Below are 26,600 nucleotides of genomic sequence, written 5' to 3'. Positions count from 1 at the left end.
GCTACGCCCGTATGGAAGCCGATGGAAGAAGCGTCCCGCTACTCTTTACATGACCTCTCGATGTCGTTCGTCCTGATGCCCAGACTAGCGATTTGCACAGAAGATAGACGGAAAACCGTTGGAGTTTGTCGGACGATTATGTCCTCACGACAAAAAAAACATCTACTTTCCAGCATCGTAGCGCTTATCTTCTTCGCCAAAATTGCGAATCTCATAAATGCCGTACGACTAACCACTGGATTCAGCGCCGACAGCCGCTGCTTATCGCATCTGTTGTCGGTAGAACGCAAAAAAACCGTAGCAGTCTCTCGACTGTACGGTTTTCCGTGTATGATTGATACGGTTGTCAAAGTGAATTAAACACGCTTCGCGCCGCGTCCTCCGCGTTTACCTTCGGTGTTCTTTTTCAGCGACGAAATGCGTTCCTCACTATCTTTCAGGAAGCGTGACATTTTATCCTCAAATGAAGGTTTACCCGGTGCAGGCTTGAAAGAACGGCCTCCACGATCGCGGTTGAAACCACCGCCACCACCACCGCGTCCTTGACTTGGACCTGAACCTCCACCGCCGAAACGGTCGCCTCCGCCTGGTCCTCCTGTACGCTCCGGTCTTGGAGCTCTTGGGGGACGGGCTTCACTTGCCGGCTTGTCAATCGTTTGCTTAATGGAAAGTCCGATTTTGCCATCTTTGTCAACATTAATGACTTTCACCGTCACAACATCATTAATCTTCAGGTGGTCGTTAACATCCTTAACATAGTTATCGGCGATTTCCGAGATGTGAACGAGACCCGTGACACCTCCAGACAAATCCACAAATGCTCCAAAATGCGTGATGCCTGTCACTTTGCCCTCTAACTTGGTGCCCACTTCAATTGCCATAGAATAAAATGATCCTCCCTTAAAATATACAACCGATTTTTTTGCAAAAAAATCCCGCTGTGGTGATTTGATTATACAAAATGGCGGAACCAAGGTCAACTAAGCATTGGCCCGATAATGTTCCTATTTCTGATCTCCGATGATTGGCGTCTCTTCCGGTTTGTAAAGACCGTACTTGCTTCTGGCAATCTCGCCAATGTACTCAGGGTCCTTGAGACGATTCACTTCGGTTTGAAGCTGTTGTTCCGTTTGTGTAGCAGCTTGCTTCTGCTTTTCCTTCTGGGTGAGCTGTTCACTTCGATCGGCCATAATCATGCCTTGAGAAAAAAAGGTAAAAATTGCCCAACTACCAAAGGCGGCAAGCGATAGCAACCAAATCATGATTCGCCTGCGCCCGCCCGCGTTGGACTTGGACGTAGAAGATGAATGGCGATCTACAGACGAATTACGCATGATACTACCTCCTTCCAAACCATCTTTTCGCTGTGTTTTTCAGTCTGATACCCAGCTTTACGAGCAACTCTGGAGTCTTCCAGCGCGCTTTAAGCGGACCGATCAGCCATAGGATCGGCTTCCAAACCGGCATCAGGATGTATATCAGCATCCTTCCCAGGAACACAATAAGTGTCCATGTCCATCCGACCAGCTTGCGTAACAGCCGATACAGCGCTAACACCGGAAGAACAATCAGGATGCGCAGTATGCTGTTCACGATCAACGTCAGTCTGCGAACTATCTCTAATAACATTACCACAAAACGTTGGGTTGTAACACTAAAGGCCCAAAAATAGAGCCAAACCCCCAAAAGTAGTCCTAAAAAGACATAAAACCGCAGCTCACCGCGATTACTCGCGTATAGCACACGGAAAATAAACAAAGCCGAGGCCACCCAGTACAGCACGTCCAACATATGAACGCTCCAGCGGGCAAAATGAAAGCGGATGGACAGCACCCGGTAGCTGTCAAACACCACTCCCATGGCTATGCCCGACAACAGCATCCATGTCAATGTCAGCCATTGTGTGTAAGGGTTCATTTGAAGAGCTTGCCGAATAGGCTTTTTCCGTTTTTGGCCGGGGCCCCGGGCTCCAGGTAGACGAGGGAAGTAATCAAACCTTCAATGGACAACAGCCCCTCTTCTAGACTGAGGTTTTTGATATGTAAATGTTGTCCGCGAATGGTGAGATGGCCCAGCTCGGTCTGAAGCAAAAATTCTTCACTGTCAAAGCTCTCCACATTGCTGACGCCTGAAATATCGAGTTGCTTGCGGCTTTGCATGCGCAGATCATGGTGCTTGGACTTCCCTTGTTCAATCATGGCATGTACCCCTCCTTCTGTTCTTAGCTTATGAAGGGGGCCGTATGATTTAGAACCGCTTTTGCTGTTAATCAGCATATGATGGACGAAACCTCGTCATCTAAAGAAAAAAAAGCACTCCTTCATAAAATAATGAAGGAATGCTTTCATGTACAGTTGTGAGAAAATCAGATGTCTGCTTACCAGTTCAAACCATTGTCCCTGGCAATAGGCTCTTCCTTTACCAAAGTGTACATACTTGCAGCCTCGTCCTTGCGTGTAGTGTCGGCGAGCCGTTCCACTCGCACGGTCACCAGCTTCTGGCCAAACTGGACGGTAATTTCATCGCCTACTTTGACCGCACTGCTCGGCTTGGCTTCGCGTCCGTTCACCAGCACTCTCCCTTGTTCGGAGACGTCCTTGGCTACCGTACGCCGCTTAATCAGCCGCGAGACTTTCAAGAATTTATCAAGACGCATTAGTTAACGGCTTCTTTAAGCTTATTACCGGCTTTAAAAGCAGGAACGGTCGATTCTGGAATTTCAATCGTGTTACCGGTTTGTGGATTGCGGCCTGTACGGCTGGAACGCTTGCGTGTTTCGAAAGTACCAAAGCCGATCAGTTGCACTTTGTCACCGCTAGCAAGTGCATCTGTAATTTCACCAAGAACGCCATTCAATACAGCTTCAACGTCACGTTTGCTCAAACCGCTTTTGCTGGAAATATTGTTGATCAGATCTGTCTTGTTCATAAGATAAAAGCCTCCCAAATGTCAAAAAATAATCATCACGCTGCATGTCCATTTATGGAGCAGACGCGAGGTCCAACTGTGGCCGAAGCCCTCCTGAATGTCACTGTAACACGCTTAACTATAAGCTACAGTTATTTTCAGAATTACTACAAGTTATTCTGGCTTGTCCGTAAAAATCCTGCAATGACAGGCGTTTTTTTATTCGACCCCAGTTAAGCCAACATCCTACTACAAAACTCTGCCCATTGGCAAGTCTTCACAAACTGGGCCTTCTTTCAACCCTGCATATGTCTCATTTTACTGTTCTGTGCAGCCAAAAGCGAATATGTGGAATCACGCTTTGCCAAGGAGCTTTTTCGCTTCCTGCCAGTAAGTCTCCATTTCATCTACGCTGCTGTCTTCGGGACGGCGTCCCTGCTCGCGTAATTTCTGCTCAATATACTGGAAACGGTCGACAAATTTGCGATTGGTGGCGGACAATGCCTCTTCCGGATCTACTCCCATGAACCGGGCTGCATTCACTGCAACAAATAATACATCGCCTAACTCCAGCAACTGGGCTTCCACGGCATGCCCTTCACGAACCGCTTCCTTCAGCTCAGCCACTTCTTCGTCCAATTTATCGAATACGCCCTCAATGCTATCCCAGTTAAAGCCTACTTTAGCTGCTTTCTTCTGGAGCTTGTACGATTTCATAAGAGCAGGCAGATCACGTGGAACCCCATCCAGTACGGAAGGGTCTGCTGCCGTCGTGCCTTTAAGCCGTTTTTCCTCAGCCTTCATCTGCTCCCAGTTTTGCAGCGCTTCTTCCGCATCATTCGCTTGATTGTCACCAAATACATGTGGATGACGGAAAATAAGCTTATCATTCAGCCCCTGGATAACATCATACACATCGAAGGTTCCAACTTCCTCTTCCATTTGGGCATGCAGCAAAATTTGCAACAACAGATCGCCCAGCTCTTCCTTCATATGCTCAGGGTCGTCCTCATCTATCGTTTCAATGACTTCATACGTTTCTTCGATCAGATTTTTGCGGATCGACTGATGTGTCTGTTCACGATCCCATGGACAGCCTTCCGGACTGCGTAAAATATCGACAATCTCGTGTAAACGGTCAAAAGAACGCCGTTTCAGCGCCTCATCTTCACTGCGAGGTATGTATACCAAGGATAGGTTCCCGTAGCCCTCTACTCGATCTAGCTCGTACAGCGGCACCTTGTGCACCGCTTCCTCGCCTTCCACCCCAAGAGCGTGACCGACGTACACCTCATAATCGTCAGGATACCGCTCCATCAGGCACAGCTTCACATCAGAAGCCGTGAAGGTGTCATACACCTGTCCGATCAGCGTATGCAACTGAGGCTGGAGCCAGCTGGCATCCAGTGTACCTGCGTCCAACAGTTGGAAACCCTCGATCGGATCAAAACCAAGACGCACAAAAGCTTCATCCAGGAAACTTTCGCCACCCAGAATGTTCAGTTCAATCCCTTGCGCAGGACAACGCTCCTTAAGCAACTGCACCGCTGCTTCTGCCACCATCGGATGACCGGGAACCGCATATACGATTTCGCTTCCGTCTACCGCCTTAGCAGCCATCGTAATCAATTGGCTGGTAATTTCCTCGTATACCTCTGGAAAAGACTCCTTTGTCTCATATACCTCGTCAAACGACTCAAAAGCCACTTCAAACTCATTCAGCACTTGAACCGCAGGATGCTCCTTGGTCCGCAGATACAGCGCTGAAGCGCCCCGCATTTTGTTCAATATCCCTATCGTAAGCTGATCCGGATCTCCCGAGCCCAAACCTACGACCGTTAATGTTACGCTCATATCCAATCCTCCGTTTCGCAGAAACAAGGTTCATGCTCGAAAAAATATACGGCCTACCCCCGCTTCCGCTTCCTTTGCTTTGGGACTTACTATACCACAAAGTTGTATAGGCTCATAAAATGGCTGTGCCGCTTTCACGCCCTAAGCCCTATGCCTGGGCTAAGCCAGTACACGCAGCCTGCGCAGCACGGCTGCCAGCGGGCGTCCGAGCTTGGGCACCGCCACAAGCTCGGCTTCCGTGATCAGCCTCAAGCGTGCGAGGCCGATCACGAACACAACGGCGCCTGCTGCTACGCCCAGCAGGCTCTCCGCGGCTGCCGTGGCGCGACCTCCGGCAGCCCATCCCAAGGCACCCAGCACAGCGCTGGTGCCCCACATCGCCGCCCCGGCCGCACCAGCCAGGGCGATAAGCAGTGCCGCCGGCTTGAGCACGCTGGCGGACCAGCTCCCACGCAGGCCTACCAAGCGAGCCAGCAGCACGATGTTGATCACCGCCGCCAGCAGATAGGCGACAGCCCCCGCAATGGCGGCTCCAGCCGTGCCTAGCTGCGGCACGAGCAGCCAGTTTAGCAGCGCCTTGGCTACTGCGGCCGCGAGCATCGCCAGAGCCGGCGCGCGAACCGCGCCAAGCCCTTGCAGCAGCGCAGCCGAGATGATGCTGAGCGTACCGCCTACGGCGGTTAGCGCCATCCAGCGCATGACCTCGCTGCCGGTGTCGTCCGCATACAGCATCACATTGACGGGCACAGCCAGCACGATCAGGCCTGTCGCAGCGGCTAGTCCCAGCAACCAAAACCAGCGCAGCGATTGCTCGCACTGGCGACGTGCCAGCTCCGTACCGCCGGTCACCCGCGCCTCAGCCAGCGATGGAATGAATAATGCCGACAGTGTGGTAGCAAACATCATGACTAGCTGTACCAGCGGCAGACCTCGGTTATACACGCCAAAGGCCACCATAACCGCAGTATCGTCCAAACCCTCCTGCTTTAACAAGCGAGGTACGGTAAAAGTGTCTACCAGGCTAATTAACGGAACGGCTAGCGCTCCAAGGCAAACAGGCAAGGCATAACGCAGCAGCGCCTTTAGCAATGCACCGTTGCTTTCCGCCGGGTGTAGCTCTCCAGTTTGTGCTTGCACTGTCGCCATGACCGTCCCTTGCCTTCTAAGCCTCTTCCTGTGATTTCGCCAATATAGCAACATGACGACCAATCCCGCTGCTCCACCTGCTGCTGAACCAAACACTGCTCCGGCGGCAATCATATCCGCCCCCGCTCCTTGCGACAGCATGAGCAGCAACAGCATAATCATCACGCTTACCCGTATCGCCTGCTCCGTCACTTGGGAGATAGCAGTCGGAAGCATATTTTGCAAACCTTGAAAATATCCTCTCAATCCCGCCATAACCGGTACGAACAAAAAGGCAAACGCCGCCGCCCTCACCGACGGAATAACGTGAGCATTGTCGATCCATTGACCAATGAGCGGCGCGCACGTATACATCAGCACGCCCAAGATCAATCCAAAGACACCCAAGACAAGCGAAGATAGCCGAGCAACACGTTGCCCCGCTGCCCGGTTTCCCACTGCCTCAAACTCAGCTACAAATTTGGATATTGCAGCCGGAAATCCAGCAGCTGCAATGGTAATGAACAGCGTATAAAAAGGATAAACCGTATTATAAATGCCAAACACGCCGTCGCCGCCGATATTCTGCAGCGGGATTTTTTGCATTGTGCCGATCAGCTTGCTCGCTACTGCTGCCAGTGTCAAAATGACAGCACCCCGTAGCAGCCGCGAAGCGGCGCGATTTTCCTGCATTCTCCGTCTTCACTCCCACCTGAAATATGCATCTTTCACGAGTCCTATTATACCGCCTCTTCTCCCGGAAAGAAAAAAAACCCTGTACAACGCAGGACGGCTTTCGCCATTCTGTACGTCATACAGGGGTGAAACGGGATGTTACTGTTCCATTTGTTTGCCCAGGAAGCCAGCGGCTGTTTCAGCCATTTTGATCTCCATTTCGGACATTTTTACATTTTCGTCCTTGTTCAACAATACAACGGAACCAATGGGATCACCACCGGAAACAATGGGAGCCGCCACAAAGGACGAGAGTGTTTCTTCGTGGTCTCGCGTTAGCTCATAGGAGCCGCTGGCTGTCTCCAGCACAGTTTTGCGATTATCCATACTACCTTCGATAATGCTACCGATTGGCTTGTCCAGAAACTCTTTTTTAGAGCCTCCAGCCACCGTAATAATGGTGTCCCGATCGGTAATCATTGTAATATGGCCCGTGCTTTCAAACAGGGACTCAGCATATTCTTTGGCGAAATCACCAAGTTCACCAATAGGTGAATACTTTTTCAAAATGACTTCTCCGTCACGATCCACAAAAATCTCAAGCGGATCTCCTTCACGAATTCTCAAGGTGCGGCGAATTTCCTTTGGAATAACTACCCGCCCAAGGTCATCAATACGGCGAACTATACCAGTAGCTTTCATTTCACATGTTGCCCCACTTTCTCAAGAAGAATTTAGTAAACTACTGACGGTATCGAAAGACGCTTCCACTCCCCCAGAAGCGGTCACGAAGAACGTCACGGTCATGGTGTTTATGGTGATATCTGACCATAGTATTCATCTGTTCCCAATTCCTTATGCATGTTCAGTTATTTACCTTCGTTTGTAGCTCCATCTTTGGCTGTTCCTGCATTGGTATCGCCCGTACCGTTTGTTGCTGCGCCCGGTGTAGTTGTGCTACCAGCACCGGAAGTTGCACCGCTTTTCTCTTGCGTAGCTGGTACCTTCGGCAGATTGATTTTCAAATCAAGCTTCGTCAAATCATTTTCGGTAAAGTTTTGGATACTTTCCCCGGCCAATTTATTTTTCAGGGCAGCCTTTTCGTTGTCTTTCAATTTATCAAACGTTGGCTCATTGCGGGACTCCACTTTGATCACGTGATATCCGTATTCCGTTTCCACTGGCTCACCGATTTTGTTAATCGGCTGAGTCTCAGCGGCCTCTTTAAATGCAGGTACCCATTGCGCTACGGATGCATTCTCATACAGACCTCCGTTAGACGCAGAACCTGGGTCTTCTGAATACTTCTTGGCAATCGTCGCAAAATCCGCTCCTCCGTCCAGCTTCGCCTTCACTTCTTTAGCCAGCTTGAGGGTATCCTCTTTTTTGCGCTGTTTCTTCGTTTTAGGATCTTCGAAGTTAATCAATACATGACGCACGGTTGCTGTTGTGAATTGATCTTTATTTTTCTCAAATTCCTGTTTTAGCTGATCATCTGTTACTTTGTTAGTTTCGCTGTTGATTACCGTCATTACACGCGTGAAGTAATCTTTCACACCTTGTTCGGTCAGTTTTTTATCACTCAGAAATGTCTTGAACTTATCTTCTCCGACTGACTTTTTATACTGCTCCAGCTGTTCGTTCCCTTCTTTGGCACCCTGCTCCTTGGCTTTGTCGTCCGCTTTGGCCGCCAGAAGCTTGTACACCACTTCCTGCTTTACAATTTGCTCCCGTACCTGATCCGAAGCTAACGCAGCCTCATATTCCGGGTAAAGGAATTTCATCATGCTGATTTCTTGGTTGAACTCATTTTCGGTAATGGTTCCACCCTTATAGGTCACGACAACCTTGCTGTTGTCCTTCGGTTCATCCTTGACCTTGTTCTCATCCGCTTGCTTCGTACATGCTGCCAGCACGGATATAGCTAGCAGCGCTGCCATTCCCAAGGAGAGCATTCTCCAAGGTTTTCTTTTATTTAGTTGTGGCATTTTGCAGTTCCTCCTTCAATGTGAATGCTTCTTTCAATGCACTCAAAAATTGTTCCAGCAGTTCTAGCAACTGTGGATCATTTAGACCTTTGCCCTTTATGCGTGCGCTCATAGAAGTGCCCTGTTCAAATTGTACACGTCTTTCAAAGCGATTGCCAATCTCGGCAAGTTTGGCGGTCTGTACCGCCTGCTGGCGCCCTTCATGGAATTTCAGCACTATATTGTCATCCCGTTGCACCATGGACTCGATGCCATACATGCGTCCATATACCTTGAGGCGAGCCACGGCTAGCAAATGACGCACAGCCTCTGGCAGATCGCCAAATCGGTCGACCAGTTCATCCTCCAGTTCGGAAGCCTCGTCAAAGGTGCTGACCGCTGCAACCTTTTTATAAATCTCAATCTTCTGGATGCTGTCATAAATATAGTCTCCCGGCAAGTAAGCATCGACGCCTAAATCAATCGACGTACTCCAATTCCGATTGGACTGATCCTCTTCTCCAAGTACGCTGACTTTACGTTTATTAATTTCCTCAGCTAGCATCTGCGAGTAAAGATCAAAACCGACGGATGCGATGAATCCATGTTGTTCAGCGCCAAGCAAGTTACCCGCTCCGCGGATGGACAAATCGCGCATTGCAATCTTGAACCCGGAGCCCAGCTCCGTAAATTCTTTAATCGACTGAAGGCGCTTCTCCGCCACTTCCGTGAGCACCTTATCCCGCTGGTACGTGAAATAAGCATAGGCAATCCGATTCGAACGACCTACACGCCCACGCAGCTGATAAAGCTGGGATAGCCCCATTTTATCGGCATCATGCACAATGAGTGTATTCACATTTGGAATATCCACGCCGGTTTCGATAATGCTGGTGCTGACCAGCACATCATATTCGCCATCCAGGAAATCCAAAATAGTTTTCTCCAGTTCGGTTTCGGACATCTGTCCGTGACCCACGCCCACCTTGGCCTCCGGTACGAGCGCATTGATCTCTGCAGCCATCTCCTGAATTCCCTGCACGCGATTATACAGATAGTACACCTGCCCTCCGCGTGCCATCTCGCGTTCAATGGCCTCACGAACTAGAGTCTGGCTGTGCTCAACCACATAGGTTTGCACTGGAAAACGGTTTTCCGGTGGCGTCTCAATGACTGACAAGTCACGTACACCCAGCATGGACATATGCAACGTACGCGGAATAGGTGTTGCCGTTAACGTCAGCACATCTACGTTCGTTTTCAGCTTCTTCAGCTTTTCCTTGTGGGTTACGCCAAATCGCTGTTCTTCATCGACAATCAGCATTCCGAGGTCCTTAAACACCAGATCCTGCGACAACAGACGATGGGTACCAATGACAATATCGACCGTGCCTTGCCGGACCCCTTTAATCGTCTCATTCTGCTCTTTGCGCGAGCGGAAACGGCTCAATACCTGAATATTGAACGGATACCCTGAAAAACGTTCACGGAACGTCTCATAGTGTTGTTGTGCCAAAATTGTCGTCGGTACCAGCACCGCTACTTGTTTACCTTCAATAGCAGACTTAAAAGCAGCACGAATAGCAACTTCAGTTTTGCCGTAACCTACATCACCGCATAGCAAACGATCCATCGGGCGACTCTGCTCCATGTCCTTCTTAATCTCTTCAATGGCCCGAATCTGGTCACGTGTCTCATCATACGGGAACATATCTTCAAACTCTTGTTGCTCAGGTGAATCCTTTTCAAAAGCAAACCCTGGTGCCGACTGTCGTTCTGCATATAGCTTGATTAAGTCATCCGCAATATCTTGAACCGAGCTGCGCACCTTACTTTTAACCCGTGTCCACTCATTGCCACCCAGTTTATAAATCTTGGGTTCCTTGTCCTCTGAGCCGACATATTTCTGAATCAGATCAATTTGTTCAATCGGCACAGACAGCTTATCTCCACCCGCATAGAGAACATGCATGTAATCCTTATGGATACCGCCAACCTCCAGCGTGCCGATCCCCATGTACTTCCCGATCCCGTGATTTTGGTGTACGACGTAGTCGCCCACCTTCAGCTCGCTATAGCTCTTAATCCGTTCTGCATTGTCCACATGCCGACCCTGCTTACGAGCTTTCCGCTGCTTCTGGGAAAACATTTCACCCTCGGTAATGACTGCCAGATGAATAGACGGCATTTCAAAACCGCTTTGCAGATTGCCTATAGCCATCGTCGGCTCATCAATACCGTAATCTTCAAGCACTCTGCGCATCCGGTCCAGACGTTCATCTCCACTCGCCAGCATCATAACCTGTGTGCCTGCTTTGCGCCAACGATCCATCTCCGCCTTGAGCACATTCATTTGGCCATGGAAATCCTGCATGCCTCGGCAGATGAAGTTCAAAATATTTTGTGGCTGGGTATGAGGAACCTGACGGAGGAAAATCGACAGAAACAACGTCTGAAATCTCCGGTTGTACAGCAGATTGTCCGCGTCATCTGACAGTTCTAGCTGCGGTAACGTTTTACCGTTTTGAAGCAAATGCAGATTCCATTCCGACTCATCCCGTTCCAGTTGCTTGGCTGTTTCCAGCATACGTGCCGGTTCATCAATAATCAGAATCGTATCTTCCGGCATATAGTCTGCTAGGGTTTTACGTTCAGGATACAGCAGGGAGATATATTTATAGATTTCGTCAAAATACACATGCTCTCGCAGCAACTCAATTTCACGATGGATCTCTTCTTTCAGATGCTGCTTAGCTTGACGATCCGTCATTTTGCCCAGCTGCTCCTCCAACAAAATAGCAGCGGCATCCGCCGCCTGGTCCATACGCTGGTTATTCGCAATAACTTCCTTACACGGTGTTACGGTAACGTCCTGAACCTTTTCCACCGAACGCTGATCTTGCGGATCAAACTTACGGATCGAATCAATTTCATCGTCAAACAGCTCCACACGATAGCCCCAACGGGTTGTCATGGGATAAAAATCAATAATTCCTCCGCGTACGCTCATCTCTCCACGTGATTCCACACGCTCTACACGCTGGTATCCCATCTCGATCATATGTAGCAAAAACGCTTCCAGCTGAATCGTTTCGCCTTCTTTCAGCTCAATACGAGCCTCACGCCATGTTTCCGGAATTGGCAGTAAACGTCGGACACCAGAAAACGGCACGACAACAATCCCACGAAAACCCTGGGCGCAGCGTATCAATACATCAATTCGTTGGGACAATGTCTCTGGACTGGATATTGCTGCTTCAGCAGCTACCAGCTCATTAGCAGGATACAATAAAACCTGATCAGGAGAAAGCGCTTCCTGTAAGTCATCTGCTATTTTTTGAGCGGCAAACATATTGTGCGTCATGACCATTAACGGTCGTCCGGTATCTTCGGCAAGCGCGGCCATCAGTACCTGTCGGGAAGAGCCTGATAAACCTGATATCAGTTGTTCCTTCATCCCTGATGATATGCCTGCTGCAATGGATGCATAATCAGCATCCTTCGTAAAAGCCTGAATAAGTGCTTGTAACAAAAAAGGCACCCCTTTATGCTTATAAATAGTTACATGTAAACCGAAAAAGAAGCCTCAGCAATGCTGCCAAGGCTCCATAAGCGGAATTGCCGCTTCACCTCTCAAGCTGGTACATCCTACCAGTTGAATACCTGTTATTGGAGCGGATTAACGAGCAGACTCAGCTCAGGATTATTCTCCAATGCCTGACTGCAATGCTCGCAAATGACTTTGACGGTCACTTCACCACCCGAATTATACGCTATTATATCTCTACGTTCGGCAGGGGTCAAGGAATGGAAGCCCAACCTTTCTTCGGTTATTGCCGCGGAATCAATTCGTCCCAAGAAAGTTCGACAATGTCTGCATACATAATTAACAATCATGTAATGTATATGCCTCCTGAAAGTTTTCTATACCTTTCAGTATGTCCAACAATCTTCCATTTAAGCCCGTCTGCCTGCGTCTGAACTTACTTGTTGAATTCAGCCATCGTCCGTTCAAACGGATGACTCAAGCTATGCTCTAAGGCGTTGCACGTGTCCTCGATCATTCCGGCCAGTAATTCTTTTTCCTTCTTGGGAAAGGTACCCAGAACATAATCGACAATAGCATGTCCAGGTTCCGGGCGGGAAATGCCCATACGTATCCGATTGAAGGACTGCGTGCCGGTATGCTGAATGATCGATTTAATGCCGTTATGACCGCCTGCGCTACCTTGATAACGCAATCTTATTTTACCGACTTCAGTATCCAGATCATCGTACACGACAACCAGATCTTCCATATCGGCCTTATAGTAGTCCATATAAGCACGTAGAGACTCGCCTGATAGATTCATATAGGTCATTGGCTTAATCAGTACGGTTTTTACGCCACCAATGTGGCCTTCTCCAATCAACGCCTTGCATTTGCTTTGGTTAATCTGGATGTTATGACGCGAGGCAAGAGCATCCAATGCCATAAATCCGACATTATGTCTCGTTTTCTCGTATTGGGGACCGGGGTTGCCCAATCCTACAATCCACTTCATAACCTTGACACCCTCTTTCGCAGTCTGTATTTTTTGGTAAAATAGTTGTATTGAATAGGAAGGTGCGTGCCGGTATGCTCAATCAAGGTGATATCCTCTTATATGACAGCCATTTTCTATATCATTTAAAACATTCCGTTCCTGTCCAGATATATGACGGGAATGTACATATTCAGATTGGCATCGTTGCGCGTTTTAATGAGCATTTCGTCGAAATAGAGGACACACTATACAATCGTCAACGCTTCACATTCATATCTCGCCCAGGCTTTTAGCCTGACATGCTGATAGGGGTTACCTTTTCCATATGGAAAAGGCAACCCCTTTTTTAATGAGCCAGCGCTTATTCGATTTCAAACAGTTTGCTGATCGACAATTCTTCATGCACACGGATGATAGCTTCTCCCATTAATGGAGCCACAGACAATACCTTCAGCTTGCTTGTCGGATTCGGGTGAACGATCGGGATCGTATCCGTCACAACCACCTCTTTTAATGGCGAATTCTCCAGTCTTTCCATAGCAGGACCAGAAAGCACAGCATGTGTACAACATGCATACACATCTTTTACGCCGCCTTCTTTAAGCGCATTTGCACCTAATACAATCGTTCCGGCTGTATCAATGATATCATCAATTAAAATAGCCGTTTTACCCTCAATGTTCCCGATGATATTCATCACTTCACTGACATTTGGCTCTGGACGACGCTTATCAATAATAGCGAGCGGCGCACTCAGGAAGTCCGCCAGCTTACGCGCACGAACAACCCCGCCATGATCGGGTGAGACGACAATCGGGTTCTCAATTTGCTTGGAACGGAAATATTGGGCCAGAATTGGCGCTCCCAGCATATGATCCACTGGAATATCAAAGAATCCCTGAATCTGCATCGCATGCAAATCCATACTGATTACGCGGTGAGCCCCCGCCTTTTCAATCAAGTTAGCGACAAGTTTCGCTGTAATCGGATCGCGTGAACGAGCTTTACGATCCTGACGAGCGTAACCGTAATATGGCATAACGACATTGATACTTTTGGCAGAAGCGCGTTTAAGTGCATCAATCATAACCAATAACTCCATCAAGTTGTCGTTAACCGGCAGACAAGTTGACTGCACAATATACACATGGCAGCCGCGTACGCTTTCCGACAGCTTAACCTGGATTTCACCGTCACTAAACGATGTGGTATGGGATTCCCCCATTGGGATGCCGATGTAGTCCGCAATCTGGTGGGCTAACTTCGGATTGGAGTTACAAGTAAATATTTTGAGTTTGGAATCGCAATAAGTCATTAATAGAAACCCTCCGTGCTGGTTCATTCATTACAGATTCAACAGCTTGCTGATTAAGATCATTCCGATCTTTTCTTCTTCGCTTTGGCACGTGCGCGGATTTTGTCCGCATATCCGGCTTTGTTCTCTTGACGTGGTCTGGCAATGGCCAGATCGTTATCAGGGACAGCATGTGTTACAGTGGAGCCTGCTACAACATAAGCACCTTTTCCAATCTTAATCGGGGCGATCAGATTCACGTTGCTGCCAATAAAGGCATCGTCTTCAATTTCTGTAATAGATTTATTATATCCATCATAATTGACCGTTATTGCCCCGCAGCCAATATTTACGTTTGTACCCACCTTGGCATCACCGACATAGCTCAAATGAGACACCTTGGAATGATCTCCAATGGTCGCATTTTTCACCTCAACAAAATCACCAATTTTCACATGTTCGCCAAGCTTCGCGCCTGGACGCAGATAAGCAAACGGCCCCACAGAGGTACTGCTTCCCACTTCCGCTTCGTTCAACACCGAATGTTTTACCGTTGCGCCTGAATGGATAATCGTATTCTGAATCTCAGCCTGCGGACCAATCACACAATCTTCTCCGATTTGTGTTTGACCATGCAGCCATGTGTTCGGGTACAGTACCGTATCGGAACCAATAACAACCTCGCTCCCGATATAGGTAGAAGACGGATCAATGACAGTGACACCATTCAGCATATGCTTGCGGACGATGCGCTCACGCATATAGCCCTCAGCTACCGACAAAGCGACTCTGTCGTTAACACCGATGGATTCAGACACATCATCTGTCAAATACGCCTCAACCTGCTCACCTTCACCATGCAAAATACCAATGACATCTGTCAGATAATATTCCTGCTGTGCATTGGTGTTCGTTACCTTGTCCAGCGCTGCAAACAGCTTGGCATTGTCAAAGCAGTACGTTCCCGTATTGATCTCCCGGACAGCATCTTCCTCAGGTGAACAATCTTTCTGTTCCACGATCTTGAGCACGGCCCCGGAAGCATCACGGATAACTCGTCCATATCCTTTCGGGTCGTCCAACTCAGCGGTCAGAATCGTCGCAGCCGCCCCACGGCTCTCGTGCAGTTGCACCAAGCCCTCTAGCGTTTCCGCTGTGATCAAAGGAGTATCCCCACAAATGACAATGGTTGTACCTTTTTCCTGACCGAGCAAGTCCTTGGCTTGCTTGACAGCATGGCCCGTTCCCAACTGCTCTGCCTGAAGCGCATATTCTGCTGACGGTCCCAAATAAGACTGTACCGCCTCTGCTCCATGACCCACGACGACTACACTTCGGGACACACCGATTTCACGAACCGTGTCGAGCACATGCCCGACCATCGGTTTTCCGCACACCGGATGCAGAACTTTATATAATTTGGATTTCATACGTTTTCCCTGCCCTGCGGCAAGAATGACTGCCAACCTTTCCAACAAGTCCAACCTCCTATCCTGAAAATAACAGTTACCCCTTGGCTAAAACGTTAATTCCCAGATCAGATTTTGCTTAACTTTTCACAATCCTCCTGAAAAATAACGGCGAACCTTTGGTTAATGGCTATTTTTTCAGGCCAGCTTGTGCTGGACATTCATCCCCGGGACGCATCGCTGCCTAGTCCCTGTCTTATGAAAAAGCCGCTTCGGCAGCCCGGATGGCTCCAAGTTGCCTTAAAACTGACTGTTAACTCACTAAAGAATATATCTCATTCCAGACAAAAAGAAAAGAGAGCCACAGTTAGTGGCTCTCTTTTTCTTTTGTACCCCAATCCTGCTTTAGGCGAATTAAGCGCCTTCTTCAATAGCAACTTCTTCATCCACAGCTGCACGTTCGTACTCAGTCAATACAGCAGCTTGGATCTTCTCACGGGTTCCTGAAGATATCGGGTGAGCGATATCGCGAAACTCTCCGTCTGGAGTTCGTTTGCTTGGCATAGCTACGAACATCCCGTTATTACCGTCGATAACTCGGATGTCATGAACAACAAACTCATTATCAATCGTAATGGATGCAATCGCCTTCATTCTTCCTTCTGAGTTCACTCGGCGGAGTCTAACATCCGTAATCTGCATGTGTGTTTCACCACCTTTTTCCAAATAGGACTTGGTGTATACATTCCACACAGCAGTTCGAAATCCTTCTTTTTTTCGGCAATTCGTATCCTAAATTCAGGTAATTTTTTTGAAAAGATTTCTTTTCGACATATTTAGGTATTTTATGATGGATTGTGACAATTTACTGCCCTGTTCACTCATCAAAATAATTGCCCAGCTTGACTGTAATTTGCTTGCTTCGAGAATCGACTGCGGTCAGATTCGCCAGTGAAATATAATCGTGCAGCAGGCGCTCTTCGTTCTCCACCTCGCCTGATTCTACCAGCACACCTACACCGGCCACCTCAGCATCAAACTCAGCCAACAAATCGACCATCCCCTGAATGGTGCCACCGGCCTTCATAAAATCATCTACGATGAGCACACGCGATTTCTCACGCATCGCACGTCTGGATAAAGACATCGTATGCAGGCTCTTTTGTGATCCTGAAACATAATTAATACTTACAGCCGAACCTTCTGTCACCTGATGATCACGCCGTACGAGAACGACTGGCAAATTCAGCTGTGCTCCGGTTGCATAGGCAAGTGGAATACCCTTGGTCTCCACCGTCATAACCACATCAATCTGACGATTGGCAAAAGCGGTCGCAAATATTTTACCAGCTTCGTTCATCATCGCAGGTTGGCCCAGCAAATCGGACAAATACAGGTATCCTCCCGGTAATATGCGGTCAGGCTGCTCCAGTTGCGCACACAGGTCGTTCGCAAACGCAAGCGCATGCTGCTTGGAAAGCCTCGGGATCAGTTTGACGCCCCCTGCCGCTCCCGCCAGCGTCAGAAGCTCGCCAGTGCCCTCATCCTCAAATACTTCCTTGATGATGGCCAGATCCTCGCTTATGGACGACTTAGCTGCCCCGTAGCGATCCGCAAAATGAGTAAGAGGCACCAGCGTATGCGGCCGTGACAACAAAAATTGCGTCATTTCCACCAATCGTGAGCTTCTTTTAAGTTTTTTCACAACAATTCCTCGCGATCTATTCTCCTGCCGCCCGCTTTGTACAGTAAAGCACCGGCGGACTGGCCGGTTGCTGGCGGAATGTAAGTGATATAGTAAAATCCGAATATTTAATAGTAAATATATCATCTTCGTACGTATTTGTACAACAATTACCACTATAATAAGAAAAAAATATCTAAAATCAGGTCAAAAGTCGTACTGCATACACATCTTTACAAAACCCTCTTAGTCCGTTGTAAATCCGTGGCACTTTGGCTTCCTTCGATACCAGTCCGAACACTGTAGGTCCACTACCTGACATCAGCACACCATCTGCTCCTAAGCGGATCATGGAGCTTTTAAGATGCTCTACCTCTGGATACAGCTTTAGTGTTACATCCTCCAGTACATTCCCCAGCGCGTTGCATACATCGGTAAAAGAGGCGTTACGGATCGCATGCTCCATCTGGCGGGCAGACGGGTGGTGCGTAATCTGGTCTGCTTTGACACGACCATACACTTCAGCCGTCGACACATTAATCGGCGGCTTCGCAAGGATCACCCAGCATTGTGGCGGATTCGGAAGTGGCTTGAGCAGTTCTCCGCGTCCGCTCGCTAAAGCTGTACCCCCTGTAATACAGAAAGGTACATCTGAGCCCAGCTCAGCACCCAGCACCCTTAATTCTGCATCCGAGATGCCAAGCTTCCATAGCTTGTTCAGTCCACGCAGCGCTGCGGCAGCATCACTACTTCCACCCGCCAACCCTGCCGCCACCGGGATATGCTTATCCAGATGGATGTGGACGCCCGTAGACACGTTATAACGTTCTTTGATCAGACGCGCAGCCTGAAAAGCCAAGTTCTTTTCATCCAATGGTATGTACCCGGCTTGACTTGAAATAATAATGGTATCACGCGGTAACTCAGACATCGTCAATCGGTCAGACAGATCGACCATGGTCATAATCATTTCGACCTCGTGATAACCATCGTCCCGCTTATGTAGAACATCAAGCATTAAATTGATTTTCGCCGGTGCTTTTTCATATATTTTCAAGGCGTTCACCCACCTTCAACTTTTCCCTCAAGACAGCTTAACATATTATATCAGACTCAGCGTGTCAAGTCATGAGGTTCAAAAAAGCGGAGATGACCCGGTCTAATCCCGGATATCCCCGCTTTTCATCAGCACCACCGATGGCTACGATTTGCGGGAAGCTGCCTGCTCGGCAAGTTGGATAGCCCGCTTGACCATATTGCCCGCATCCTTGGCTTTAATGCCTCCCCAACCTTCTTCCTTGACCGTGTCGTAAAACCCAAGATCTTTGGCCAGCTCGTACTTTAGCTCCTCCGACATGACACTCCGTCTTCTTCGGCTCATACATACGCCTCCTTCGGCAATGGAATAAGGAAGATCATTCCCGGCTTAGTATGTGCAGAGATGTCATGCTTCATCCTGCTCTGTATATACAAAACGGCCCCGTCATTTGAAATGACGAAGCCGTCGTTAAACCTGCAAAGCTGGTATAAATCACGAAATCAATTAAGGTGTTTCAAAATATTCGACTACACTTGTATGGGAGTCGGGATCATATACGCTGACTTCCACCGACTCGGTAAGGATGTCAGCATAGCTGTAGGAGACACGTTTAAACGTCTGTTGCTCCTGATCCAGCTTGACGATAAAAACAGAAGGGTACGTTTCTTCCAAGACACCAGTTCGTTCGACGGTCTTACGGCGTCCGCCGTTAGCCCGCAGCAAAATTTTTTGCCCTACATGTGCGTCGAGACTGCGTTTGATTTCCAACAGCGTATTTTTAGCCATTGCCTAACGACCACCTCTTTCCTTGTCCATTATAACGAATTTTAGAGGGATTGTCAAATCAAGCTAAATATTATAACAACACGAAAAATAAGTTGTCAATTTAATTTTTTGCGAACAGGAATAATTTATATAAAAAATGACAAAAAGCCTCTGAAAGCAGAGGCTTTTTGTTCAGATTAATCCTATTGGCACATTTGAATCCTAGATTGCGGAAGGCGTTACTTTAAGCGTAGACAAATTTTCAAGCTTCGGCAGGCCGATGCGATAGCTTCCCCTAGTTTCAATTCCACCCACTCCGCGGCTGCCACTGATTGTCTGGTGAAACAGGTCCCCCATGTTGACCGTATCACGGATCGAAGTAAAGGCCGCCTTGGCAGCCACGTAAACGGGGTCCAGCGCGTGAATCAGGATACGCCCTGGTGAGCTGGCAAAGTTCGCTCCCGCACGTAGCAACGCTTCAAAATGGGACTGGCACGCCCCCGCTACAATCGTCAGCGAATCCAGATGACGTTCATATTGTCTTGCTACCTGAATCGCCGCCACAAAATTTTGCGAATTTTTATAACTTTTCAAGCTGTACAAATCATAAGGCTGTGGCTGCTTCAGCACACCGTCATGTCCGGTAATGACCACGATATCCGGACGGATACGGGGAAGCAGTCGGTACAACGTGTCCGCCATTGCCGATTCGTGAACGTGATGTCCCTCTGCAGGAACACGGAGCTGTTCATATAAACTGAGACATTTTTTCAAATAGCCGGGATCTCCATCCAGATGAAGAACCTTTCCCGGCATTTCAAAATACGTTGACTCGACCGGATCACTCCAGTCCCCAACCAGAGCTGCCTGACTACGAGCAGCTTGCTGCTGGCGTGCCCGTTGCAACAGATTAAGAGACTCACCAGCCTTAATATGGGCCTGCTGAGTCTTACCGCTAATCTGGTCTGCAGGCACTCTGACCAGATCGTTCACTGGGGAATCGGCCAGCAGCCGAAATTCTATTCCCTTAATGATCGCTTTATCCCGCTGGATGTCCTCAACACGAAACGTGACATCTCCGCCGTACGATTTCCGAACGACCAAGTCTCCTAAACTCATCACACTGTATCACCCCTCCTATATCGTATGGGTGAATGCACAGTTTGGTTCCAGCTTAGGATATACCTGCCTCCAACAGCACAGCGCTGAGACGCGCAAATTCCTCAATACTTAGCGTTTCTCCTCGACGGGAGGGTTCAATACCAGCTTGTTGCAACAACGGCTCCAGCGTGTCCCTGTTCTCTTTGGTGAAGAAACGGCTTTTTAAGTTATTGGAAATGGTTTTACGACGCTGGGCAAAAGCAGCATGAACCACTTCAAAGAAATGCTTCTCATCCACCACTTCCACTGGAGGGGCTTCCCGTACACGCAACCGGATGACTGCAGACTCCACATTCGGCTGGGGAATAAATACTGTATTCGGCACAATACAGACTAATTCAGGTTCGCTGTAATATTGCACCGCAATGCTCAGGCTGCCGTAATCCTTCGTTCCAGGAGACGCAGCCATACGCTCAGCCACTTCTTTTTGGATCATAACGACGATATTCTCCAAAGGGAGCTTGTCCTCCAGCAGCCTCATCAGAATCGGTGTAGTAACGTAGTACGGCAGATTAGCCACGACACTTACCTTGCTCACGTCTGCAAAATCGGCTGCGAACACCTCGCGCAAATCCAGCTTCAACACGTCTCCATGACGTACCTTCACATGCTCATAAGGGGCCAACACTTCTTCGAGAATTGGCAGCAGCCGCTGGTCAATCTCGACAGCGGTAACTGCCTTGGCCGATTGGGCCAGCTTCTCGGTCAAAGCACCAATCCCAGGACCGATCTCAAGTGCGCCCTTCGTCTCATCCAATCCGGCAGCATTTACAATCTTATTGAGAATATTCTGATCAATCAAGAAATTTTGTCCCAAACTCTTTTTGAACGAAAAACCGTGCCGTTGAATAATGTCCTTCGTACGCCGCGGTGTTGCTATATCTTGAATCCCTGTCATACGGATATCACAATCCTTCACTTTCAATTTGTGCCAGCGCCCCGGCAAATTCCTCGCGGCTGATCTGAAATACAGAGAGCCGTTTATGTAGCTGCTTTCCGTTACAATAACCAATACCCAGCACATTCCCTAAGGCCATACGGCGTGCAGCAGCATTGGGGTGGGTGATGAGTCCAGCATCAATCAGGTCCGCCCACTCAATCAGCGGGTCGGCGCCTTCCACTGTCGTATGGACCCGTGCAAGAGCGTGTCTGATCGCTTCCGGTGAGGCATTCTCCACGCCAATATCTCCTTTGCGCGTCGCTTCTGCCTCGGGTATAAAGGCCTGCTTGCAGCCGGGTACCTTGGAAGCGATAATCTTACGGATGCGCTCCCCTGCATGATCGGGATCGGTTAAAATGATGACCCCCCGCCGCTCCTGCGCCAATGCAATTTTACGCAGCGTCATTTTATTAATGGCGGAGCCGCCAGTTTCTATCGTATCCGCTTCAACAGCGCGGCGAATGGCCACCGTATCATCCCGGCCCTCTACCACGATCACTTCCTTGATCATTTGCGTTTCCCTCCACTGCTACACAGCAAGCTATATTTATCTTTCCCTGCTTTTGAAAACAAAATAAGAAGAGGATATCCTCTTCTTAGCATGGCATAACTATGTTGTTAATACTATCGCATTGCCCTCAACATACACAACCTGTTTTAGTTGATTTCAGGCTTTACCGGTCCGATAACATAAACGGTTTTACCGTGCTTACGACCAAATTGGTTGGCTCGGCTCAAACTCTCATAATACACATCGATTTTGTGGCCTTTAATCGCGCCACCGGTATCCTCCGCACGGCGGAAGCCCACCCCTTCGATATACACCCACCAGCCGATTGGAATTACACTCGGATCGACCGCGATGGTGCGTCCTTCCGTGACACGTGCGCCGGATGCAGTACGTGTACCGATACCTGGCTCCTGTGAGGAATACGCCGTCATGGAGACATTTTGTAAAACTTTGCTATATTTAAAATTGACGCCTGCTTTACGGACAGCACTGCCCGAACTAACCGTTGTTGCCTTAACCGCATCATTGGGACCGACGGAAGCAGCCAGAACGACCGGTTTTTTCTTCGTTCCTACTGCAATGACTTTATCCACACGGTTCTGTGCAACTTCCTTGTTAACCAGCTGTTTGGATACCAACTTTCCATCATGATATACCTTTTGAACGTGCTGGACGACCACACCCGATTTGCCGCTTTGAATGACCCGATTATCGCCTTTATAAAGACTCGGATCGGCCGTTTTGATGACCTGATAAGGCACCTGTTTTTTCTGTTCGACCTGCTGTTTCTTCACACGGACGATTTTTATGTCCATGTTAGACGAAACAGAGGCATCCAACGCAGGATAAACTTTATCCGTTGATGATAATTTATAGCCCGAGGTACGAATGGCACCTTCTACTGTATTTTCTGTTGTGTACAGCTTTTTCGTCTCATTGCCTGAAGATACTTTGACTTGATTGGCACGTTTAATGACTACGCGATCGCCATCCTGTATTGCTCCATTTAGCGGCATGGAAACTGTATCATGCGGCTGAAGTGAAATGGAATGCTCGCTCAGCAAATCTTGAAGCTTGGATTCCCGGGTTTCTACCGCAGACGCCTTGCCATCGATGACAAAAAAGACTTGTTTTTTAGATTGCGTGTACATCAGAATTGAAATCATAATCGTTAGCGCGATTAGAAAAATAGCAACCAAAGCAGCCTGGCGCACATTCTCTTGCTTCCAACGCAATACGTAAGACATGCTGGATGAGCGTGACTCATGGGTATCCTTTTTTTGGAAAATGCCCATTTCCTCCGTCCTCCTTACATAGCCCGCCGTCTGGAGTAAGACATAGTTGAGATTTGACGTGACTATAACAGATTTTCTACAAGACAAGCCCAAACTGCGACTGTCCTGCACCATGTACCCGTCTTCGCGGCATGCTGTCCTCCCCTGTTTAACCACAGTATGATGACAGATTTTCTTTTATTCACAACAAAAAAAGCCAGAGAAAGAGACTAGAGAGCTCTTTCGTGGCTTCCGGCATGTGTGAATATGCGGGAAAACTCATGCACGAGATGGCTTCTCTCTTGTTACGCTTACGGGGTTAGCTGTCGGGTTCGGACGTAGAGAGTCGCCCTAGCTTGGGTCAACCGCTCATGGCGGTCGCCTTCACATTCACCCCGAAGACCCAGAAAGAAATCGAAATACGGCTCCTCCACCTATTCAATCCCATCCGGGGAAAGAATTTCGGTCGAGCCGGCTGGCGGAAGAGACGTTCCCTTCTTGCACATATGCCGGACGTACTGTAAGCCATATCGGTTCCCCCGTTCCCTGTAAAAGGGACTCAGCGAGACTGGTTCATGAAATGACTTGTTGATGTTTACATTCAAACAACAATTCACTGAAAAGATGATATCCTGTTTCTATGCATGTTGTAAAGCAGGTTTCAAGTACATTTTTTAAAATATTCGGTTAAAATATTGTAATATTCTCGAGTTTCCTGCAACAAATTCATGATTAGCTTCGTCTATCTCTTTATTTTGATCGATTTCTTCACTTTTTCATTGAATGTCAAATCGTTCCAGGGCATTTTGGGTCGTTATTGACACTAATTCCTCCACTGTAATCCCTTTGATTTGGGCTGCAGCCTCTGCTACCAGTCTCACATGTGCAGACTCATTTCGCTTCCCACGAAACGGATGAGGCGTCAGATAGGGAGCATCAGTTTCAATGAGCAGACGGTCCAGCGGCACCTGTGCGAGCACCTCTTTTGGCTGCTTGGCATTTTTGAACGTTATTGGACCACCGAAGGAAAGGTGAAATCCCATATCCAGCACCATTTTGGCTGTCTCCCAGCTACCCGAAAAGGAGTGCATGACTCCTCCAATCTCACTCGCTTTTTCCTCGCGCAATATCCTAACAATATCTTCATGTGCATCCCGGTTATGAATAACAATGGGCATTTTGAGCTCACGAGCCAGACCAATTTGATTTCGAAACACCCGATGCTGCACATCCTTCGGTGATGTATCCCAATAATAATCCAGACCGATCTCTCCGATGGCTACAACCTTTTTATGACTGCATAACGATGCAATCCATTCTAGATCGCCCTCCTGCATTGTAATAGCATCCTGCGGATGCCATCCAACTGCCGCATAAATAAAATCATACGTCTCGGCCAATTTCATAGTGGATGGAATGGTCTCACGATTAAATCCGATATTGATCATCCGTGTTACTCCTGATTCGACAGCACGTGATATAACTTCTTCACGATCTTCGTCAAATTGTGGCGCATCCAAGTGAGTATGAGTGTCGAATAAATCCAAGGTTTACATCTCCTTTTTTTACTTACATTTCTATATAGTTGTCTATTCTTTGACAAAATAATTCCTTATTTCGGCAGGAAGCCTGTCTTTTACCGCGTTCAATTTATTCTGGGGAAAATACATATGATATTTTCCTCGGTGAATACCACTTATTGAGCGCACAATTTCCGAAACTTCGGATATTTCACTCACCTCGCCCTGACGTCCAAGCAGTAAAATCTGGTTGTCCGTCGAGCCACCCTGCCGAAACACATCATAAGGAAGATCTGTCGGAAAATCAATTTCAAAATCATATTCAGGGTGCAAACCAGCCTCTTTCAAAGTTTCTCTAATACTGTCAATGGTATCTGTATCCATATTTTCAATCTCTACATATTTATACAATCTACGGTCCATAAAACGGCTGCTCAAATCACTTAAAATCTCGTCCTTTTCTCGTTTCCACTGGCTAAATACGGTCTGGATTAATGACTCGTCGAGCATCAGATATTGCTCTACTGTAAGCTCTCCTTTCAACAGATCCGGCAGCGGGTCCAGCAGAAAACCAAACTCATATCCGTTTTTAAACAATTCCTTTGCTCGCTTGAAAATTTTACGTAAAAGGATTTCCGAGCTGCGTGTTACAGGATGAAAATAAATTTGCCAATACATCTGGTAGCGTGACATTAAATAATCTTCTACTGCATGCATGCCTGATTCCTTCACAACAATTCTCCCATTATGAGGACGTAGCAGTCGTAAAATACGATCCAAATCAATTGTGCCGTAGTTGACACCTGTCGAATGAGCATCCCGCAACAAATAATCCATACGGTCAGCATCTAGCGGACTGGTTACCAAGTTGACAACGATTGGCTTATCATACGTTTTGGCTATAACCGCAGCCACCTTTTGTGGAAGCTTGTCGTCGACTTGCCGTAGCACAGCGTTGATCTTCGTGTCTCCCAGTACAATGCGGCATGTCCAATCCTCATGGTTCATATGAAAGGCTTCCTCAATTGAATGAGAAAATGGGCCATGCCCCACATCATGCAATAGGGCTGCACACAGAGCAACCAGCCTTTCCTCCTTCGGCCAATCTGGGAAATCTCCACGTTCAAATTGAGAAATAATACGTCTCGTAATCTCATATACGCCCAATGAATGTGAAAAACGGCTATGCTCCGCTCCATGAAACGTAAGATACGATGTGCCTAACTGCCGTATGCGCCGTAAACGTTGGAACTCTGGCGTGTTGATCAACCGCCATATCACAGTATCCTGAACATGGATGTAATTATGTACCGGGTCTTTAAAAACTTTTTCTTCACTGAGTGGCTGGTGCAAGATATCAGCTCCTTTAATATTCGGAATAATGGATTAAAATACAATAAAATCCTAAATGATTTCCCTCATTCGACATTCTTTGTCGTAATATGTCGAATTATAGTTTTTCGACATTTCCAAATCGACAAACTGAATAAATCATCAATAAGATAAGGCAATACACATGAGTAAAGGTCTTTAATCTAAATACTTTTGCATAATCAGACTGTTACTACATTTTTAAGGTTGACTGTTTTGGGAATCGTTGGTATAGTAAATATCAGAAAAGAGAAAATTTTGTCGAATCATGACACTTATATTATTTTAAACGGCGAGAGGAGCCTGATTTATTATGATGAAATCCACTGGTATTGTAAGAAAAGTTGACGAGCTCGGACGTGTTGTTATTCCAATCGAATTGCGTCGTACCCTGGGAATCGGAGAGAAAGACGCTTTGGAAATTTATGTTGATGGCGAACGCATCATGCTTAAAAAATACGAGCCTGCTTGTATCTTCTGCGGCAATGCTGAGAACGTAATTTACTTCAAAGGGAAAATTGTTTGCCAAGATTGCATTTCTGAAATCCCAACACCTGTGACAAACTGAGAATTTTAGT

General features: G+C 47.8%; 29 protein-coding genes and 1 riboswitch. Of the genes, 3 read left to right on the top strand and 26 right to left on the bottom strand.

Translation table 11 applies throughout. The features are described from left to right. Nucleotides 1–138: 138 nt before the first annotated feature. Nucleotides 139–360, top strand: a complete 222-nt coding sequence (locus ACM1ND_RS00265; protein WP_418026913.1) for a hypothetical protein — start codon at nt 139–141, stop codon at nt 358–360. Here ACM1ND_RS00265 and ACM1ND_RS00260 read toward each other — a convergent pair. The 13 genes from ACM1ND_RS00260 to pth form a co-directional block, all read right to left on the bottom strand. Continuing rightward, nucleotides 357–881 carry a S1 domain-containing RNA-binding protein gene (locus ACM1ND_RS00260; protein WP_014279051.1) on the bottom strand — a complete coding sequence of 175 codons (525 nt, stop codon included), beginning with the start codon at nt 879–881 and terminating at the stop codon, nt 357–359. The two genes, ACM1ND_RS00265 and ACM1ND_RS00260, sit on opposite strands and share 4 nt — an antisense overlap. 123 nt (nt 882–1,004) lie before the next feature. Further along, nucleotides 1,005–1,334 carry an FtsB family cell division protein gene (locus ACM1ND_RS00255; protein WP_013308137.1) on the bottom strand — a complete coding sequence of 110 codons (330 nt, stop codon included), beginning with the start codon at nt 1,332–1,334 and terminating at the stop codon, nt 1,005–1,007. 4 nt (nt 1,335–1,338) lie between these two features. Next, nucleotides 1,339–1,917, bottom strand: a complete 579-nt coding sequence (yabQ, locus tag ACM1ND_RS00250; RefSeq protein WP_023986441.1) for a spore cortex biosynthesis protein YabQ — start codon at nt 1,915–1,917, stop codon at nt 1,339–1,341. Continuing rightward, nucleotides 1,914–2,198 (bottom strand): sporulation protein YabP, encoded by a 285-nt coding sequence (gene yabP / locus ACM1ND_RS00245; protein ID WP_013368685.1) that lies wholly within the window; start codon nt 2,196–2,198, stop codon nt 1,914–1,916. The genes yabQ and yabP overlap by 4 nt, the downstream gene beginning before the upstream one ends. 179 nt (nt 2,199–2,377) lie before the next feature. Next, nucleotides 2,378–2,656: an RNA-binding S4 domain-containing protein gene (locus ACM1ND_RS00240; protein WP_016818913.1), complete on the bottom strand. Its 279-nt coding sequence runs from the start codon at nt 2,654–2,656 to the stop codon at nt 2,378–2,380. Then, complete coding sequence (locus ACM1ND_RS00235; RefSeq protein WP_007428028.1) at nt 2,656–2,928, bottom strand: HU family DNA-binding protein; 273 nt, start codon at nt 2,926–2,928, stop codon at nt 2,656–2,658. The genes ACM1ND_RS00240 and ACM1ND_RS00235 overlap by 1 nt, the downstream gene beginning before the upstream one ends. 333 nt (nt 2,929–3,261) lie before the next feature. Beyond that, nucleotides 3,262–4,761 carry a nucleoside triphosphate pyrophosphohydrolase gene (mazG, locus tag ACM1ND_RS00230; protein WP_418026912.1) on the bottom strand — a complete coding sequence of 500 codons (1,500 nt, stop codon included), beginning with the start codon at nt 4,759–4,761 and terminating at the stop codon, nt 3,262–3,264. A gap of 159 nt (nt 4,762–4,920) precedes the next feature. Next, nucleotides 4,921–6,579, bottom strand: coding sequence for a putative polysaccharide biosynthesis protein (locus ACM1ND_RS00225; RefSeq protein ID WP_418026911.1), 1,659 nt, complete (start codon nt 6,577–6,579; stop codon nt 4,921–4,923). Nucleotides 6,580–6,720: 141 nt separating this feature from the next. Then, nucleotides 6,721–7,263 carry a stage V sporulation protein T gene (gene spoVT, locus ACM1ND_RS00220; RefSeq protein ID WP_023986438.1) on the bottom strand — a complete coding sequence of 181 codons (543 nt, stop codon included), beginning with the start codon at nt 7,261–7,263 and terminating at the stop codon, nt 6,721–6,723. A 167-nt stretch (nt 7,264–7,430) separates the two neighbouring features. After that, entirely contained in the window at nt 7,431–8,549 is a 1,119-nt protein-coding gene (locus ACM1ND_RS00215) for a peptidylprolyl isomerase (RefSeq protein WP_023986437.1), read from the bottom strand. Further along, a complete protein-coding gene (mfd, locus tag ACM1ND_RS00210; protein ID WP_418026910.1) occupies nt 8,533–12,060 on the bottom strand; it encodes a transcription-repair coupling factor in 3,528 nt (1,175 codons plus the stop codon). The genes ACM1ND_RS00215 and mfd overlap by 17 nt, the downstream gene beginning before the upstream one ends. 134 nt (nt 12,061–12,194) lie before the next feature. Beyond that, on the bottom strand, nt 12,195–12,425 hold the full coding sequence (locus tag ACM1ND_RS00205; RefSeq protein WP_013308128.1) for an anti-sigma-F factor Fin family protein: 231 nt from the start codon (nt 12,423–12,425) through the stop codon (nt 12,195–12,197). Between the two features lie 86 nt (nt 12,426–12,511). Continuing rightward, nucleotides 12,512–13,072, bottom strand: coding sequence for an aminoacyl-tRNA hydrolase (pth, locus tag ACM1ND_RS00200; protein WP_023986435.1), 561 nt, complete (start codon nt 13,070–13,072; stop codon nt 12,512–12,514). Nucleotides 13,073–13,146: 74 nt separating this feature from the next. Between pth and ACM1ND_RS00195 the strand changes: the two genes are divergently transcribed. Then, nucleotides 13,147–13,347, top strand: coding sequence for a hypothetical protein (locus tag ACM1ND_RS00195; protein WP_023986434.1), 201 nt, complete (start codon nt 13,147–13,149; stop codon nt 13,345–13,347). Nucleotides 13,348–13,415: 68 nt separating this feature from the next. Here the strand turns inward: ACM1ND_RS00195 and ACM1ND_RS00190 are convergent, their stop codons facing one another. The 13 genes from ACM1ND_RS00190 to ACM1ND_RS00130 all read right to left on the bottom strand — a co-directional run bounded on the left by ACM1ND_RS00190 (nt 13,416) and on the right by ACM1ND_RS00130 (nt 26,004). After that, complete coding sequence (locus ACM1ND_RS00190; RefSeq protein ID WP_013308125.1) at nt 13,416–14,369, bottom strand: ribose-phosphate diphosphokinase; 954 nt, start codon at nt 14,367–14,369, stop codon at nt 13,416–13,418. A 59-nt stretch (nt 14,370–14,428) separates the two neighbouring features. Continuing rightward, the gene (gene glmU, locus ACM1ND_RS00185; protein ID WP_080658680.1) at nt 14,429–15,826 is read right to left on the bottom strand and encodes a bifunctional UDP-N-acetylglucosamine diphosphorylase/glucosamine-1-phosphate N-acetyltransferase GlmU; all 1,398 of its coding nucleotides are present in this window, start codon (nt 15,824–15,826) and stop codon (nt 14,429–14,431) included. Nucleotides 15,827–16,171: 345 nt separating this feature from the next. Further along, on the bottom strand, nt 16,172–16,459 hold the full coding sequence (gene spoVG, locus ACM1ND_RS00180; RefSeq protein WP_007428016.1) for a septation regulator SpoVG: 288 nt from the start codon (nt 16,457–16,459) through the stop codon (nt 16,172–16,174). A 175-nt stretch (nt 16,460–16,634) separates the two neighbouring features. Beyond that, nucleotides 16,635–17,462 (bottom strand): pur operon repressor, encoded by an 828-nt coding sequence (purR, locus tag ACM1ND_RS00175; protein WP_013308122.1) that lies wholly within the window; start codon nt 17,460–17,462, stop codon nt 16,635–16,637. 181 nt (nt 17,463–17,643) lie between these two features. Then, a complete protein-coding gene (gene ispE / locus ACM1ND_RS00170; protein WP_053324318.1) occupies nt 17,644–18,498 on the bottom strand; it encodes a 4-(cytidine 5'-diphospho)-2-C-methyl-D-erythritol kinase in 855 nt (284 codons plus the stop codon). A gap of 144 nt (nt 18,499–18,642) precedes the next feature. After that, the gene (locus tag ACM1ND_RS00165) at nt 18,643–18,822 is read right to left on the bottom strand and encodes a small, acid-soluble spore protein, alpha/beta type (protein WP_007428013.1); all 180 of its coding nucleotides are present in this window, start codon (nt 18,820–18,822) and stop codon (nt 18,643–18,645) included. A 162-nt stretch (nt 18,823–18,984) separates the two neighbouring features. Continuing rightward, complete coding sequence (veg, locus tag ACM1ND_RS00160) at nt 18,985–19,266, bottom strand: biofilm formation stimulator Veg (RefSeq protein ID WP_013308120.1); 282 nt, start codon at nt 19,264–19,266, stop codon at nt 18,985–18,987. Nucleotides 19,267–19,467: 201 nt separating this feature from the next. After that, a complete protein-coding gene (yabG, locus tag ACM1ND_RS00155; RefSeq protein ID WP_023986432.1) occupies nt 19,468–20,364 on the bottom strand; it encodes a sporulation peptidase YabG in 897 nt (298 codons plus the stop codon). Between the two features lie 55 nt (nt 20,365–20,419). Beyond that, nucleotides 20,420–21,304 (bottom strand): 16S rRNA (adenine(1518)-N(6)/adenine(1519)-N(6))-dimethyltransferase RsmA, encoded by an 885-nt coding sequence (gene rsmA / locus ACM1ND_RS00150; RefSeq protein WP_013308118.1) that lies wholly within the window; start codon nt 21,302–21,304, stop codon nt 20,420–20,422. A gap of 7 nt (nt 21,305–21,311) precedes the next feature. Then, the gene (gene rnmV, locus ACM1ND_RS00145) at nt 21,312–21,857 is read right to left on the bottom strand and encodes a ribonuclease M5 (protein WP_013308117.1); all 546 of its coding nucleotides are present in this window, start codon (nt 21,855–21,857) and stop codon (nt 21,312–21,314) included. A 146-nt stretch (nt 21,858–22,003) separates the two neighbouring features. Beyond that, nucleotides 22,004–23,152: a 3D domain-containing protein gene (locus ACM1ND_RS00140; RefSeq protein ID WP_023986430.1), complete on the bottom strand. Its 1,149-nt coding sequence runs from the start codon at nt 23,150–23,152 to the stop codon at nt 22,004–22,006. Nucleotides 23,153–23,423: 271 nt separating this feature from the next. Continuing rightward, nucleotides 23,424–23,706, bottom strand: a riboswitch (cyclic di-AMP (ydaO/yuaA leader). 201 nt (nt 23,707–23,907) lie between these two features. Next, complete coding sequence (locus ACM1ND_RS00135) at nt 23,908–24,678, bottom strand: TatD family hydrolase (RefSeq protein WP_053324316.1); 771 nt, start codon at nt 24,676–24,678, stop codon at nt 23,908–23,910. 42 nt (nt 24,679–24,720) lie between these two features. Then, nucleotides 24,721–26,004 carry an HD domain-containing protein gene (locus ACM1ND_RS00130; protein WP_053324315.1) on the bottom strand — a complete coding sequence of 428 codons (1,284 nt, stop codon included), beginning with the start codon at nt 26,002–26,004 and terminating at the stop codon, nt 24,721–24,723. Between the two features lie 331 nt (nt 26,005–26,335). Here ACM1ND_RS00130 and ACM1ND_RS00125 point away from each other — a divergent pair, with 331 nt between their 5' ends. Beyond that, a complete protein-coding gene (locus ACM1ND_RS00125) occupies nt 26,336–26,590 on the top strand; it encodes an AbrB/MazE/SpoVT family DNA-binding domain-containing protein (RefSeq protein WP_007428005.1) in 255 nt (84 codons plus the stop codon). Nucleotides 26,591–26,600 lie beyond the last annotated feature (10 nt).

This window comes from Paenibacillus sp. JJ1722 (genome assembly GCF_048282685.1).
GTDB classification, from domain to species: Bacteria; Bacillota; Bacilli; order Paenibacillales; family Paenibacillaceae; genus Paenibacillus; species Paenibacillus polymyxa_B.
This window is presented reverse-complemented; position numbering and strand designations above follow the sequence as displayed.

Bases quoted from the DNA above. Each gene is read 5' to 3' on its own strand.
- ACM1ND_RS00265 (WP_418026913.1), top strand. From the start codon at position 139: ATGTCCTCACGACAAAAAAAACATCTACTTTCCAGCATCGTAGCGCTT.
- ACM1ND_RS00260 (WP_014279051.1), bottom strand. From the start codon at position 881: ATGGCAATTGAAGTGGGCACCAAGTTAGAGGGCAAAGTGACAGGCATC.
- ACM1ND_RS00255 (WP_013308137.1), bottom strand. From the start codon at position 1,334: ATGCGTAATTCGTCTGTAGATCGCCATTCATCTTCTACGTCCAAGTCC.
- yabQ (WP_023986441.1), bottom strand. From the start codon at position 1,917: ATGAACCCTTACACACAATGGCTGACATTGACATGGATGCTGTTGTCG.
- yabP (WP_013368685.1), bottom strand. From the start codon at position 2,198: ATGATTGAACAAGGGAAGTCCAAGCACCATGATCTGCGCATGCAAAGC.
- ACM1ND_RS00240 (WP_016818913.1), bottom strand. From the start codon at position 2,656: ATGCGTCTTGATAAATTCTTGAAAGTCTCGCGGCTGATTAAGCGGCGT.
- ACM1ND_RS00235 (WP_007428028.1), bottom strand. From the start codon at position 2,928: ATGAACAAGACAGATCTGATCAACAATATTTCCAGCAAAAGCGGTTTG.
- mazG (WP_418026912.1), bottom strand. From the start codon at position 4,761: ATGAGCGTAACATTAACGGTCGTAGGTTTGGGCTCGGGAGATCCGGAT.
- ACM1ND_RS00225 (WP_418026911.1), bottom strand. From the start codon at position 6,579: ATGCAGGAAAATCGCGCCGCTTCGCGGCTGCTACGGGGTGCTGTCATT.
- spoVT (WP_023986438.1), bottom strand. From the start codon at position 7,263: ATGAAAGCTACTGGTATAGTTCGCCGTATTGATGACCTTGGGCGGGTA.
- ACM1ND_RS00215 (WP_023986437.1), bottom strand. From the start codon at position 8,549: ATGCCACAACTAAATAAAAGAAAACCTTGGAGAATGCTCTCCTTGGGA.
- ACM1ND_RS00205 (WP_013308128.1), bottom strand. From the start codon at position 12,425: ATGATTGTTAATTATGTATGCAGACATTGTCGAACTTTCTTGGGACGA.
- pth (WP_023986435.1), bottom strand. From the start codon at position 13,072: ATGAAGTGGATTGTAGGATTGGGCAACCCCGGTCCCCAATACGAGAAA.
- ACM1ND_RS00195 (WP_023986434.1), top strand. From the start codon at position 13,147: ATGCTCAATCAAGGTGATATCCTCTTATATGACAGCCATTTTCTATAT.
- ACM1ND_RS00190 (WP_013308125.1), bottom strand. From the start codon at position 14,369: ATGACTTATTGCGATTCCAAACTCAAAATATTTACTTGTAACTCCAAT.
- spoVG (WP_007428016.1), bottom strand. From the start codon at position 16,459: ATGCAGATTACGGATGTTAGACTCCGCCGAGTGAACTCAGAAGGAAGA.
- ACM1ND_RS00165 (WP_007428013.1), bottom strand. From the start codon at position 18,822: ATGAGCCGAAGAAGACGGAGTGTCATGTCGGAGGAGCTAAAGTACGAG.
- veg (WP_013308120.1), bottom strand. From the start codon at position 19,266: ATGGCTAAAAATACGCTGTTGGAAATCAAACGCAGTCTCGACGCACAT.
- yabG (WP_023986432.1), bottom strand. From the start codon at position 20,364: ATGAGTTTAGGAGACTTGGTCGTTCGGAAATCGTACGGCGGAGATGTC.
- rsmA (WP_013308118.1), bottom strand. From the start codon at position 21,304: ATGACAGGGATTCAAGATATAGCAACACCGCGGCGTACGAAGGACATT.
- rnmV (WP_013308117.1), bottom strand. From the start codon at position 21,857: ATGATCAAGGAAGTGATCGTGGTAGAGGGCCGGGATGATACGGTGGCC.
- ACM1ND_RS00140 (WP_023986430.1), bottom strand. From the start codon at position 23,152: ATGGGCATTTTCCAAAAAAAGGATACCCATGAGTCACGCTCATCCAGC.
- ACM1ND_RS00125 (WP_007428005.1), top strand. From the start codon at position 26,336: ATGATGAAATCCACTGGTATTGTAAGAAAAGTTGACGAGCTCGGACGT.